9 protein-coding genes are annotated in these 13,927 nt (G+C 65.8%); 4 read left to right on the forward strand and 5 right to left on the reverse strand.

The features are described 5' to 3' along the window. Nucleotides 1–14: 14 nt before the first annotated feature. On the reverse strand, nucleotides 15–1,463 hold the full coding sequence (locus FQK05_RS05675) for a calcium-binding protein (protein WP_158964945.1): 1,449 nt from the start codon (nucleotides 1,461–1,463) through the stop codon (nucleotides 15–17). A gap of 382 nt (nucleotides 1,464–1,845) precedes the next feature. On the opposite strand from FQK05_RS05675, the gene FQK05_RS05680 reads away from it, so the two are divergent. After that, nucleotides 1,846–3,126 carry an NAD(P)/FAD-dependent oxidoreductase gene (locus FQK05_RS05680; RefSeq protein WP_158964946.1) on the forward strand — a complete coding sequence of 427 codons (1,281 nt, stop codon included), beginning with the start codon at nucleotides 1,846–1,848 and terminating at the stop codon, nucleotides 3,124–3,126. A gap of 12 nt (nucleotides 3,127–3,138) precedes the next feature. Here FQK05_RS05680 and FQK05_RS05685 read toward each other — a convergent pair whose 3' ends face one another. Further along, nucleotides 3,139–3,903 (reverse strand): aldolase, encoded by a 765-nt coding sequence (locus FQK05_RS05685; protein ID WP_158964947.1) that lies wholly within the window; start codon nucleotides 3,901–3,903, stop codon nucleotides 3,139–3,141. Nucleotides 3,904–4,242: 339 nt separating this feature from the next. Here FQK05_RS05685 and FQK05_RS05690 point away from each other — a divergent pair, with 339 nt between their 5' ends. Further along, the gene (locus FQK05_RS05690; RefSeq protein WP_158964948.1) at nucleotides 4,243–5,268 is read left to right on the forward strand and encodes an AraC family transcriptional regulator; all 1,026 of its coding nucleotides are present in this window, start codon (nucleotides 4,243–4,245) and stop codon (nucleotides 5,266–5,268) included. Between the two features lie 218 nt (nucleotides 5,269–5,486). Continuing rightward, on the forward strand, nucleotides 5,487–7,445 hold the full coding sequence (locus tag FQK05_RS05695; RefSeq protein WP_158964949.1) for a primary-amine oxidase: 1,959 nt from the start codon (nucleotides 5,487–5,489) through the stop codon (nucleotides 7,443–7,445). Between the two features lie 667 nt (nucleotides 7,446–8,112). Here FQK05_RS05695 and FQK05_RS05700 read toward each other — a convergent pair. From FQK05_RS05700 to FQK05_RS05710, 3 genes are all read right to left on the reverse strand, one after another. After that, nucleotides 8,113–8,583 (reverse strand): RrF2 family transcriptional regulator, encoded by a 471-nt coding sequence (locus FQK05_RS05700; protein WP_158964950.1) that lies wholly within the window; start codon nucleotides 8,581–8,583, stop codon nucleotides 8,113–8,115. Between the two features lie 169 nt (nucleotides 8,584–8,752). After that, entirely contained in the window at nucleotides 8,753–9,466 is a 714-nt protein-coding gene (locus tag FQK05_RS05705) for a Crp/Fnr family transcriptional regulator (protein ID WP_158964951.1), read from the reverse strand. A 312-nt stretch (nucleotides 9,467–9,778) separates the two neighbouring features. Then, on the reverse strand, nucleotides 9,779–11,551 hold the full coding sequence (locus FQK05_RS05710; RefSeq protein ID WP_233270392.1) for a tetratricopeptide repeat protein: 1,773 nt from the start codon (nucleotides 11,549–11,551) through the stop codon (nucleotides 9,779–9,781). Between the two features lie 544 nt (nucleotides 11,552–12,095). Between FQK05_RS05710 and FQK05_RS05715 the strand changes: the two genes are divergently transcribed. After that, entirely contained in the window at nucleotides 12,096–13,757 is a 1,662-nt protein-coding gene (locus tag FQK05_RS05715; RefSeq protein WP_158964953.1) for an arylsulfatase, read from the forward strand. The last annotated feature ends 170 nt before the right edge of the window (nucleotides 13,758–13,927 follow it).

The following is a 13,927-nucleotide window of genomic DNA, read 5'->3' on the forward strand; positions in this document are numbered from 1 at the left end:
TGACATCGATCAGGTCAGAGGATGAAGTCACTCGCCGTCATTCGGATCGCCCCGGTCAGGTCGATGGCGAAGTCGGCCTCCCCGTCCCCGTCGCTGTCCAGTTGGACCATCGTCGTGCCATCGGCCCGCTGAAAACGCAGCTCGCCCGCGGTGCCGCTGAACTTGTCAGTGCCGATGAAGTCCAGGGGGACGGTCGTCACCTGCGACAGGTCGATCTTGTCGTCGCCCCTGGTGAAGTCGGTGATCACGTCGCGCCCGTTCGGGTTCGGACCCGATTCCGCCAGGTCGTTGTAGACGAAGGTGTCGTTTCCGGCGCCGCCGGACAGGCGGTCGGGCCCGTCGCCACCGACCAGAGTATCCTTGCCTGCGCCACCGCGGATCGTGTCGGCGCCGCCCCCGCCGAACATGCTGTCCGCGCCCGTGCCGCCGACGATGAAGTCCTTACCGCGCTGACCCCAGATACTGTCCGCGCCAGCACCGCCGAACAGCCGGTCGTCACCGACCTGCCGGACGACGCAATTGTCGTCCGAAACCCCGTCGCCCCAGATTCGGTCGGCGCCGCCCCCGCCCCGGATCGTGTCGGACCCGTAGAAAACCCTGGTCCCCCACGCGTTGAACAGATCGCCGATCAGCGTGTCGCCGCCGGCACCGCCGGAAATCGTGTCGTCGCCCGCGCGCAGGACGCCTCCGTTCAGCTCCAGCACGTCGCCCACGATCCGGTCGACGGATGCGCCGCCGTCGATTGTGTCGTTCCCGGCCCGCAGGACGGTGTTGTTCCCCGTCAGCCGTTCGGCATCCCCGAAAAGGTTGCCCGACCCGCCCTTCGACGCATAGACGATGGTGTCGTCGCCGCCGACGACCGTGCCGCCGTCGATCCTGCTGACGTCCCCGACCACTGTGCCGATGAAGGACCTGCCCGGAGCGATGTCGAAATGGTCGTTGCCGCCGGTCAGCTTGCCGCCGGTCACAACTTCCGCGTCCCCGTCGATGTGAATGTTGCCATAGCCGTTGGCCTTGCTGATGAACCGGTCGTTGCCGGCGTCCACCGTCTCTCCGCGCTTCACGTCGGCCAGGTCGCCGTAGATCCGCAGGTCGCCGTTCGTGACGATGGTGTCGTCCCCGGTCAGCAGCGTTTCCCAGAACGCCTTGTTCTGCTGCGGGACGGTGCCGCCCGGCATCAGGTCCGCCAGCGCCACCTCGGCCCCGGTGACGGTCGCCTTGGGCGCAAACTGTCCGCCTCTCTCGAAGCTCAGGATATTGACGCGGGTCACGGTCCCCGCGGTCGGCAGCCCGTCGCGGCCATAGGCAAAGCCCGATCCCTTCGCCTCGCTGTAGATCGGGAATGGCCCGGCCTCTGTCACCCAGCGGAAGGTCCCCGCCCTGGCGATGTCGGTGTCCGAATACTGGATCAACGAATTGAAGAAGTTCAGCCCCGGCAGTTGGCCTGCATTCACCTTTACCATAGTTCCGTCCCTCTCTCACTGCGCGCTTGCCCGCGGCTGACCGCCCCTCGGGGCCGGTCCTGTCCCGGATGCACGGGCGACGGTGTCCGGGCCTTTCCCGATGCCGCCTTTTTGCCGACCGCCTCTTTCGGGCCCAAACCTGCACGTCCGACCGCCGTGCGCGTCCCGCGGGGGAAGATAGGCCGTTTCCCGTCGGGGCTGCCATGACCCCATGTCCCGGATTCAATACAATCCGTCCACGGAGCGGCTGCGTTTCCGTTCCCGGGCCGGGTCGACATCCATGGCAGGCCCGGCCGACCGGTCGGGTCCGAAAGTCCCTTGTCCCGGTTCGGCTTTCTGACATGGTGCAGGGACCGTCCTTCCCGTTCCCGCGGATGACCTCGTGACCAGCAGATCCCACCACGCCCCGCCGCCCTTTCGGATCGCCGTCATCGGCGCCGGTGTCGTGGGGTTGTCGACCGCCTTGTGGCTACAGAAATCCGGTCACGCGGTGACGCTGTTCGACCCGGCAATGCCCGACGACCTGGCCCGCGCGGCCGAGGCCTGCAGCTTCGGCAATGCCTGCACCATCGCCCTTGGCGCGGTCCTGCCGGTGGCCAGTCCCGGCATTCACTGGCAGGTCCCGTCCATGCTGGCCGACCGGAAGGGGCCGCTGTCGATCTACTGGCGCGACCTGCCCCAGCTCACGCCCTGGCTTCTGTCCTTCCTGAAGGCCAGCGGGCCGGCCGAGTACGACCGCATAACCGCCATCCTGGGCGGTCTGATGCGCCAGGCCCAGGACGGGCACCTGCCCCTGTTCGAGGAAGCAGGCGCAACGGACCTGATCCGGAAAAACGGGTGCCTGTACCTTTACCGGGACGAGGCCAGCTTTCGCGCCGCGAAGCCCGCCATCGACCTGCGCGCCCGCGAAGGCGTGGCCCAGTCCTTTCTGGACGCCGGCCAGATCCGCGAGCGGGAACCCGGCCTGGCGCCGCTCTATCACCGCGGGCTGCTGTTCGACGATGCCTACCACCTGGACGACCCGGCCACCTATCTGCAGCGGCTGCTGGCCGCGGTCCGGGTGCGGGGGGCGGAATGCGTCGCCCGCAAGGTCACGGCGCTGCTGCCGACCGAAGCCGGGATCGTGCTTCGCGCGGGCGAGGACGACCTGTCCTTCGATCGCGCGGTCGTGGCGGCCGGTGCATGGTCCCGCGATCTGGCACTTCAGGTCGGCGACACGATCAGGCTGAACAGCGAACGCGGCTATCACGTGCTGTTCGAAAACGACGGGCCCCTGCTGTCGGCGCCGACCTGCTATCCCGAATACGGCTTCTACATGACGCCCCTGACCGAAGGCCTGCGGTCGGCCGGGACCGTGGAACTTGGCGGGCTGGGCAAACCGCCCCGGCCCGCACGGACGGATGCCATAGAGGAACGCACCCGCCGCATACTGCCCGCCGTGGGTCAGGTCACCCGCAAATGGCTGGGCTTTCGCCCGTCGACACCGGATTCCCTGCCCGTCATCGGACCCAGCGCGCAGGACCCGCGGGTCCTCTACGGCTTTGGCCACGGCCATGTCGGGCTGACGCTGGCCGGGCTGACCGGCAAGCTGATCGCCCAGTGCGTCGACGGACAGGAACCGTCCGTCGACCTGGGCCCGCTACGCCCCGACCGCTGGGGCTAGGGTGCCTTTGCCTCAGACGGCGTAATCCGATCCCGCCCGATCCAAACGGCGACGGATGCTGGCCAGATGCGCGCGGCTCGAATCCGGCCCGACGCTCTGGGTCTGGGCATAGGTCGCCTCGATCACGTCCTGCGCCACGGGCACCAGCTTGCGGCCGGTGGATTCCGCGATCACCTGCGCCTCGCAGGCGCGTTCCAGGTAATAGAGGTCGTCCCAGACCTGCGCCACGGATGCGCCGATGACCATCACCCCGTGGTTGCGCATGAAGACCACATCGGCATCGCCGATGGCGCCCGCGATCCGGTCGCCCTCGGTCGTGTCCAGCGCCAGGCCGTTGTAATCCTCGTCAACCAGCATCCGGCCATAGAAACGCAGCGCATTCTGCCCGGCCCATTGCAGCGGCGGCCCTTCGACCATGCTGAGCGCGGTCGCATAGGGCATGTGGGTGTGGAACGCGACCTTGGCGCGGGGCAGCAGCTTGTGCAGGCGGCTGTGGATGAAGAAGGCCGTGTCCTCCGGCTCTCCTTCCCCTTGCAGGACATGGCCGTCGTGGTCGCAGACCAGAAGGTCGGACGCCCGGATCTCGGCAAAGGCCAGGCCGAAGGGGTTCACCACGAACAGGTCGTCATTGCCCGGCACCACGGCCGAGAAGTGGTTGCACACCCCTTCGGCAAAGCCATGGTCGGCAGCGGCCCGGAAACAGGCGGCCAGGTCCTCGCGCAGGGCGCGCAGGCCCTCCGGGTCCGGGGTCAGGTTGTCTCTGGCTGTGTCCGGCATCGTGGCATCCCCTTCATGCGATGGTCAGGTCCCCGGCGACGCCCATCTGCAGCACGTCGCGCCCAAGGGACCGCGGTCAAGGACTTCGTCGGCCAAGGCGCCGCGGAATTCAAGCGGTTCAGCCCCGTCGCCCGGGCCGGGCGGGCTGCGATCGCCGCCGGAGCGGCCTTTTGAACGGTCGTGCACCACAGGGTCGGGGTCGCCCACAAGGACCGGCTGCAAGAACGGGCCAAGGGCCGACATTCGGGCACTGCGACGGCCGGGTCCCGGTCGCAGGAGACTTGAACCCTAAGCCGCCGCAGGCCTAGCCTGCGGCAGCGAAACCGGGAAATGCCTGCCGTGCCGAACAGCCCCTTCCTTTCCAGCCATGGCCCGTCGTTGCGCGCCGCCGCTCTGGCGCCGATCCTGCGCCATTTCGGCGACCGGCAGGCGGATCTGGACCGGATCCTGCGGCAGCGCGGGCTGGATCCCGCCGCGGTGCAGGACCCCTATGCCGTGATCCCGCTGACCGCCTACCTGACCGTCTTCGAAGACGCCGCGCGGCTGGCGAAAGACCCGGTTCTGGGCGCCCGGCTGGGCCGGCGCATCGGCCCGGCGGATCTTGGGCCCAACGGGTTGCTGATGATCCAGTCCGGCACGATGCGCCGCGGGCTGGACCGGTTCCGCCGCAACCTCGCCTCCTTCCAGAACGGCACCGAGTCGCGACTGGTCGAGGACGGCCCGCAGGCCGCCTTCAGCTATCAACTGAATCGTCCCGATGCCGTCGCCTGGCCTCAGGACGCGGCCTTTTCCATGTCCTGCCTGTGCCACATGATACGCACCGCCTTCGATCCCCGCTGGTCGCCGGAGGAGATCCACTTCATTCATGCGCCCTCGCCGCGACCGGATGTGCTGGAACGGCTGTTCCGCGCGCCGGTGCGCTTCGGCCAAAGCGCCAACCGGGTGATCTTTGACGCCCGCGCGCTGGACAGGGTGCACCGGGCCGAGGACACGGCCCTGATCGCCGTGATCAAACGCCACGTGGCCGACCTGATCCTGACCGAGGACACGGACACCAGCCTGTCGGACCGGGTCGGGCTGGTGGTCAGTCGCAGCCTGGGCCAGCGCCCCGTGACGCTGGACAGCGTGGCCCGCGAACTGGGCCTTGCCCCGCGCAGCCTGCAACGCCATCTGGCGGCCGAAGGCACCTCGCTGCGCCGGATCGTGCAGGCCCACCGGGAACGGATCGTGGCCACCCAGCTGGACACGCCCGGCACCAGCCTTAAGGCGGTCGCGCAAAGCCTGGGCTATTCCGACGGCACCGTCTTCTGGCGCGCCTATCGCGGCTGGACCGGGCACGCTCCGTCGAAGCGAACCCTGAGCTGAGGTCCGGGCGCCTGCGTCGGCGCCAATCTGGCGCGAAAGAAGGCAGCGTGAAAACCTGTACCCTGGCCGATCTGCCACGCCGAACGGCCGCCGGACCGGGATTGTCGCCCGACGGCCACCCTTGGCGCAAATTATCGATTTATCGGCGCATTCGGCAATTGGTGCATGTCCCCCGCCTTTTCAAACTCCCTCCAGTTCCAGCAGCCGGAGAGCCCGCCATGACCGAAACCGCACTTGCCCCCGAGACCGCGGTGAAACACCCGCTGGATCCGATCACCGCGTCCGAAATCGTCCAGCTGAAGGCGGTGCTGGACGAGGCCGGCTTCACCGGCGACGGCATCCGCTATTCCTATGTCATGCTGCGCGAACCCGCGCGCGAGACGCTGGCCGCCTTCCGGGTCGGCCAGACCGTCCCGCGGGAAATCGGGGTTCTGGTGTCCGACGTCGAGGCCCGCAAGGTGACCGAGGTCGTCATCGACATCCCTGCCGGGAAGGTCGTCCACCGGCGGGCGTTGGACCCGTCCCGGGAAGGCTGGGGCCCGGTGCTGGACGAGGATTACGTGGCGGCCGGCGACATCGCCAAAGCCGACCCGCGTTTCATCGAGGCGCTGGCCAAGCGCGGGATCACCGACCTCGACACCGTCTTCTGCTGCCCGCTGTCGGCCGGTGTCTTCGGGGACGAGGCCGAGATCGGCCGCCGGATGCTGCGCGTGCTGAGCTTCCATGCCCCGGATCCGGAGGCCATCCACATGCTGTGGGCGCACCCGATCGAAGGCGTCGTCTGCCATGTCGACCTGACCGAACGAAAGGTCCTGCGCTTCGTCGATACCGGCTACATGCACGTGCCGGAGGAGACGGACGACTACCTCGACCCCGCCATCGCGCCGCGCACGACGATGAAGCCGCTGAACATCACCCAGCCCCAGGGCGGGTCCTTCACAATGGCGGACAACGTGCTGGAATGGGAAAACTGGTCCATCCGCGTCGGCTTCAACGGGCGCGAGGGGCTGACTCTGCACGACATATCGTTCCGGGACCGGGGCGTGAAACGGTCGATCCTGAACCGGGCGTCGATATCGGAAATGGTGGTGCCCTATGGCGAACCGCAGCCAACCCATGAATGGCAGAACTATTTCGACGCGGGCGAATACCAGTTCGGGCGGCTGGCCAACAGTCTTGTGCTGGGCTGCGACTGCCTGGGAGAAATCCATTATGTCGACGCCACCGTGGTCGACGACTTCTGCAACCCGGTCGAGATCAAGAACGCGGTCTGCATCCACGAGGAGGACTTCGGCACCCTCTGGAAGCATACCTGCGTCTTCTCGGGCCAGTCGGACGTGCGGCGGCAGCGGCGGCTGGTGGTCAGCTTCTTCGTGACCGTCGGGAACTATGATTACGGCTTCTACTGGTACTTCTACCTCGACGGCCGGATCGAACTGGAATGCAAGGCGACCGGCGTTGTCTTCACCTCGGGCAGGCCCGAAGGCGACTATGAATGGGCGACGGAAATGGCCCCGCGACTGGGCGCGCCGCAGCACCAGCACCTGTTTTCCGCCCGTCTGGATTTCGCGGTGGACGGGCCGCGGAACGTCGTTGACGAAATCGACGTGAAGCGGGTCCCCATGGGGCCCGGCAACCCGGTGGGGAATGCCTTCACAAGGCAGATCACAAGGCTGCAACGCGAAGGCGATGCGCAGAGGGTCGCGCGGAACGACCTTGGCCGGATCTGGCGCATTTCATCGACCGACCGGGCCAACCGCGTGGGCGAGCCCACGGCCTATGTCCTGACCCCCGAAGGGCTGCCGCTGCTCTTGGCAGACGACGAGGCGTCGATCACGAAGCGGGCAGGCTTCGCGACCAGATCGCTGTGGGTAACGCAGTTCGACCGGGACGAGCTTTGGGCCGCCGGCTATACGCCGAACCAGCATCCGGGCGGCGCGGGCCTGCCGGCCTATGCCGCCGCGGACAGATCCGTGAATGGCGAGGATATCGTGGTCTGGCACACGTTCGGCCTGACCCATTTCCCCCGGTCCGAGGATTGGCCGGTGATGCCGGTCGACTATGCAGGTTTCAAGCTGCGGCCCGAGAATTTCTTTGACCGCAATCCGACGCTGGACGTGCCGAAGGACCCCAACGGCGCCCATTGCTGTCATTCCAACAAGACGGCGGCGGAATGAGCAAAGGCCCCTCCGGACCGGAGGGGCCGCACCCGCCCTGCCAGGCGTATCAACCCGGGCACGTGCCCGGCCTTTCGATCTTCACGCGGTAGCCCTTCGGCTTGGGATCCGCTTTGGAACAGGATCCGACGGCGACGCGCAGAGCCCCGTCCTGTCCCGGGTCCTGTCCGTGGCCATGGCGCTGCACTGCGAAGACAAGGACGGCCCGCCAAGGCGGGGCCGGTCGGGATGGGCCGTCCGGGGCTTATTCCGCCGGAACGCCTGCGGCACGGCGGACGGCCAAGGGGAAGGCCCGCCAGGTCATGCAATGGAAAACGGCGGCGCGAGGGCGCGGTCTTTCCCCGGTCTGATCGTATCAGGAGAAGAGCAGCGCCGTTGCCGCGGGATGGCCCATCGGGGCCGGTCGGTTCAGGATCGGCGCGTCCTTGCGACGGCGGCAGGGTTAGCGACACTGCCTAAACATTCAGATTGAATGAATAGTTTTGCATGCCAGGACATTTTTGATGCTTTTACCGGTTTCTGGCGCCCGCCGGCCCCGTGACCCCGGCGCAGGGGATGGAACCGGGGCCGGACTGGATGCGAAACCGGTGAATTGCCGAAGTTCGGTGCAGTTTGCGAAACCCGGTCCCGCCCGTGCAGGGCGACCGGCGGCGGTGGAGAGGCGGCGCTACCGCGTCCGGATGCGCCGCGGCGATTCGAGCCGCCGGTTCGCCCCTTCGGCCGCGCCTTGCAGGATTGGCAGCGTTCGGGGATGCGACAGGATCCCGTCGGCCAGGCTGTAGCGGTCCAGGGCGTCGTAAAACGCGACCTTGGCCTCTTTCAGGCCCGCGACAAGCCCGCAGGCGCCCAAAAGGATGCAGGAGGCGCAATCGACCAGCCTGGTCTCGCCCTCCATATAGCGCACCACGTCGCCCACCCGGATATCGGCCGCGGAACGGGCCAGCGCCACGCCGCCGGACCGGCCGCGCGTGCTTTGCACAAAGCCGCCGTTGACCAACTGGTTCACCACCTTCATCAGGTTGCTTTGGGACAGTTTGTGCGCTTCGGCGATTTCGGAAATGGGGACAAGACGGTCCTGGTGGGCGCCCAGATACAGGCAGACCCGCAATGCATAATCTGTGAATTTCGAAAGATGCATGGCCGCCACCGCCCCTTAAACCATTCGACATTGAAGAATGATTTCCCCAAGGTCAACCACGCCCGGTTCTGCAGTGGTGATCAGGCCACGCCCTTCCGACGATGCCATGCCTGCAACAAACCCTGCACTGAAGCCACGATGCCTATCGCAGGTCCCCAGGGTCCTGACCCTAGATGTCGGATTCCACGAACTGCTGCAGTTCGTCCCGTTCGACCACCTCTATCACGCGATAGCCGACCCGCAGCCAGCCCTTTTCGGCGAATCGACCCAGGGCCGCGTTCACCGTCTTGCGCGAGGTGCCGGTCATCACCCCCAGATCCGCCTGCGAGATGTTGACCTGCTCGGGTTGCATTTCTGTCACGCGCAGCAGGGCCGAGGCGATGCGGCGTTCTTCGGACAGGCTTTGCAGCTCGTGCAGGGCATGCATCAGGACGTCGAGGTTTTCCATCAGAATGCCGACGAAGCAGCGCGTCACCGGCAAGGGGTCGCGCTGGGCCATCTGTTCCATCGCTTCCAGCGGCAGGTGCATCAGCCAGCATTCGCCCGCTGCCTGCAACATCAACCGCCGCTTGGCCCGGCCAAGAAAGCCGCCTTCACCCAGCCAGGCGCCGGGATTGCTGACATGCATGAGACGCGGCGTTTCCTGTGTCGGGCTCATCATCACCATCAGCGATCCGGTGACCAGACCATAGATTCCCCCGGGCGGATCGCCGGGCCGGAACAGGACATCCCCCTTCGACAGGCGCACCAGGTTCGCGCGCTCCATGACCGCGTCCTGGAAGGCCGGCGGCTGTCTGGACAGCCAGCCGACAGAAGTCAGGATCTCCCTCGCCTGGGCGGGCGTCATGGGGGTGCCGCGTCTGGTGCCGGTAAGATCAGCCATTTCGATACCTTGGTTTCATCCCATGTGACCTTCGGCAGAAAAAGCCGGACGAATGTCCGCCGCGTGACAGTCTGCACAACAGGATCGGCCTATGATGCGCCGAATCGATTGCTTGGGGGGCGATACGATGGCGAACCGCGTGCCCTGTCCATGCTTTTTGCGCGAAATCGCATTCAACTGGTCGATTCCTGACGTTTTGCCGGTCCTTCCCGGCACCGCCAGAGGACCGTTCCCCCATGTTATGACCTTGCCGTCCCGGTCCTGGACAAACGCCGCGTGATCATCGGGGGCACAACGAACGGCTCTGCGGGCTCAGATCTCGCCCGAGGCGACCTTCCTGGCCTTGTCGAGGCCGGCAAGGACCATGGCGACGGTCTCATCGTCGACGCCGTGCTGGCGGAAATAGGTAGCGACGCCCCGCTGCATGGCGGGCACACTGTCCATCCGCTCCAGCGCCTCGCGGGCACGGGCGGACTGGCCCAACGCGCCCGCGACAATGGCCGACATCGCCTCGCCGAACCCTGTGTCGTCGTGTTCGTAGCGGCGCACGATCCGGTCCATCGCGACATAGTCGCCGTTCTTGAACCGATCCAGCGCGATAGCATAGTTGTACCAGAACGGCGGGTTGACCGTCCGCGCCATGGCGCGTTCCAGAAGCGGCAGGCCTTCTTCCGGGTTGCCACGGATCACCAGCCGATAGCCCAGCTGCGCCAACGCATCGGGGTCGTTCGGGTTGAGCTCGGCCGCTCGGCGCGACAAGCGCTCGGCGCGGTCGAAATTGCCCGTGTAATACTCGACCGCGGCAAGCGACTTCAAAGCCAGCGTGTTGTCGGGGTCCAGCTCCATCGCGCGTTCCGACGCGGCACGGGCAGCTTCGTAATCCGGCGCGGGGTCCTGGTGGCCGTCAAAGGCGAAACGGCCCGCATCCAGGTAGGTCCAGCCCAGCATCGCCCAGGCATCGGCATAATTCGGATCCCGTTCGACCGTCCGCTGCAGGCAGTCGATGACCGGCTGATAGGTCGTGTTCTCGAACGCGCGGCGATAGCCGAAGGCGCGCTGGACACACAGATAGCTGTCGATCTCGGCCGAGGCATCCATGGCCGCCTTGCGGCGCAGGTCATCCGCGATCACGCCATAGGTCTGCCCCAGGGCCGTGGCGATCTCGTCCGCGGCTTCGGCCTGGACCTTGGTCAGGGCCTCCGGGCGCAGCGGGCGCTGATAGCTTTCGCTCCACAGGATGCGGGCGGTGCGGGCATCGTGAAGCTCGGTAAAGACATAGACCGTTTCGTCCTGCACATGGACGTTGCCCGTCACCTCGTAGAAGGCGGGCAGCCCGGCGCCGGAAATCGCACGGCCGACACGTTCGCTGTCCCAGTCATAGACCCGGATGCCGGGAAAGCGCATCAGATCGCCGATCAGCGCATTTGTCATGCCCATCGCCATGAAGCGGCTGCTTTCCGTGGGGCCGGCGGATTCGAAGGGGCGCACGACGACGGCCGGCAGGCGTGCCTCGGCCCGGGTGCCGACCAGATCGCGGTCCCAGACCTGCCACAGGAAGATCCCGCCCCCGGCCAGGACCAGAAACAGGACCCCGGCCAGCGGCAAAAGAAGATGCGACAGGCGCGACCGGGGACGCGGATGGCTTTCCGGTGTTGCAACAGGTTCCGGCGCCGCCGGGTCATCCGGTGCAACAGGTTGGTCCGGAACGATATTCGTCCGCTCGAAGGTGGGGATATAGCTGCCCTTGGGAATCGCGATGCGCACCGGGTCGGTCCGGCCGGCATTGGCATAGTACCCGTCCAGGTCGGCCCGCAGGCGGCGCGCTTCCAGCCGCACGACGGAATCGGACTGCGGGTCGAAATCCTCGCTACGGCCGAAAACCTCGACCGCGATGGTATAGCCCTTCAGCCGCGGGCCATCGCCCGCCAGCGTCCGTTCGACGATGTATTCCAGGAACGCCCGCCGGCGCGCGTTGGCCGAAAAATCCGAACTGGCCAGCACACGGTCCAGGGCGTCACGCATGTCTGCCTGGGTCGGGGCATTGCCTGTGGACCCATGTGCCGTGTTGTCGTCTGGGGTGACCACCGTGTCCTCCAAATCACTGACCGTCGCCGCGGCGGCAGGACAATGCTAGGCGCGACACATGCTACAAGATCGCCGAAACATGCAATCTTCTACCTCGGATCTTCGTCAAAGAGACGCCGAAATCCAGTGATAAAATCCTTTTGTCACATGCATGTGGCAGATTTCCTACCGAGGGTGCGCACATGTTCGCCCCTTCCGCGCCGCGGCCGGCGAGAGAATATGCCTGCAGTTCAGTGCAGGATCCGGGTTCGACGACCCCAGCGGAGTTCCCGCGGCTTTTGCTACCGAACCGGGAGGTGGGCGTGCATTGTATGTTTGCCAGCAGCGAGTGTTTTTCCCCGGCGTTTCGCCGGCGGGCTGCGCACGCCCACCTTTCCCACACGATCGGGCGCAGCCGCCTGCCCGACTGTATCGTGGCTCGATCGAGCACAACCTTTACAAAAAAAGATCATCAACAAATGCATCTTTTAGTAGTCCTAGCAATTTCAGAGAATAGCGCAGTTGCTCCGGCAGCGTGCCATCAACCAAGACTTGGAGGATCATTATGAGAGTTGGCAATCTACGGGCCGCCGCGGCGCTGGCCTTCGGAATAGGGGCCGTGGCCCTGCTTCCGATGTCCGCCCTGGCCCAGGAAGCATCGACCAAGAAGCCGAACATCCTGCTGATCGTGTCCGACGATACCGGTTGGGGCGACCTGGGCCCCTACCTTGGCGGCGAAGGCCGCGGCATGGCGACCCCCAGCTTCGACAAGCTGGCCTCCGAGGGCATGATCTTCACCAACTTCTACGGTCAGCCTTCCTGCACGCCGGGCCGCGCCGCGATCCAGACCGGCCGTATCCCGAACCGGTCGGGCATGACCACCGTGGCCTTCCAGGGCCAGGGCGGCGGCCTGCCGGCGGCGGAATGGACGCTGGCCTCGGTGCTGAAGGAAGCAGGGTACGACACCTACTTCACCGGCAAATGGCACCTGGGGGAATCCGACTATGCCCTGCCCAATGCGCAGGGCTACGACCACATGAAATATGCGTTCCTGTACCACCTGAACGCCTATACCTACACCGACCCGAAATGGCACAAGGCCATGTCGCCGGAAACGCGCGAGATATTCGTGAAGGCCACCAAGGGATCGCTGTCGGGCGATGCGGGCCAGCCGGCCAAGCAGGACTTCGAGGTCAATGGCCAGTATGTCGACACGCCCGACAAGGGTGTCGTCGGTATCCCCTATCTTGATGCCTATATCGAGAAGGCCGGAATCGAGTTTCTGGAGGACGCCGCCAAGACGCCCGACACGCCGTTCTTCATCAACATCAACTTCATGAAGAACCACCAGCCGAACATGCCGCACCCGGATTTCGAGGGCAAATCGACCTCCAAGTCCGACTATGCGGATGCTGTCGTGGAACTTGATACCCGCGTCGGCAACGTGCTGGCCAAGCTGGACGAACTGGGCCTGGCCGACAACACGCTGGTCTTCTACACCGTCGACAACGGCGCATGGCAGGATGTCTATCCGGATGCGGGCTATACCCCGTTCCGCGGCACCAAGGGCACCGTGCGTGAAGGCGGCAACCGGGTTCCGGCCATGGTTCGCTGGCCGGGTCACGTGCCCGCAGGCGCGATCAACCACGACATCTCGGGCGGTCTGGACCTGATGGCCACCTTCGCGTCGGTCGCGGGGCAGGAGCTTCCGAAGAACGACCGCGAAGGCAAGCCGATCATCTTCGACAGCTACGACATGACCCCGGTCTGGACAGGCAAGGGAGATGATCCGCGGAACTTCTGGTTCTACTTCACCGAAGACGAACTGACCCCGGGCGCCGTGCGCAGCGGGCCGTTCAAGTTCACCTTCAACCTGCGCGGCGATGACGGTGCCACCACGGGCGGTCTGTCGGTCGACACCAACCTGGGCTGGAAGGGCGCGGCGTCCTACGTTGCTACGGTGCCGCAGGTCTTCAACCTGCTGGACGACCCGCAGGAGCGCTACGACATCTTCATGACCACCTTCACGGAAAGCACCTGGGCTGCCGTGCCGGTCAACGATGCAGTGGCCGACCTGATGAAGACCTATGTCCAGTATCCGCCGCGCAAGCTGCAGTCGGAAACCTATTCCGGGCCGATCACGATCACCAGCTACCAGCGCTTCAAGTACATACGCGACCAGCTGGAATCCGGCGGCGTGACCATCGGTCTGCCGACCGGCAACTGACCGGGCGACCAACACGTAACGAGTACCTTGGGGGTTTAAAGTCTTAACAAGTACTGGGGATGTTGTGTGTGCGTAAAGAGTTCCCTGTCTAGTGAGTGAATCGGGCCGGCTTGTCCGGCCCGATCTTATTTCGGCGCCCTGTCCGTGCGCCCCTTTCCCGTCTTCACGAT

The organism is Chachezhania sediminis, assembly GCF_009765275.1.
GTDB lineage: Bacteria > Pseudomonadota > Alphaproteobacteria > Rhodobacterales > Rhodobacteraceae > Chachezhania > Chachezhania sediminis.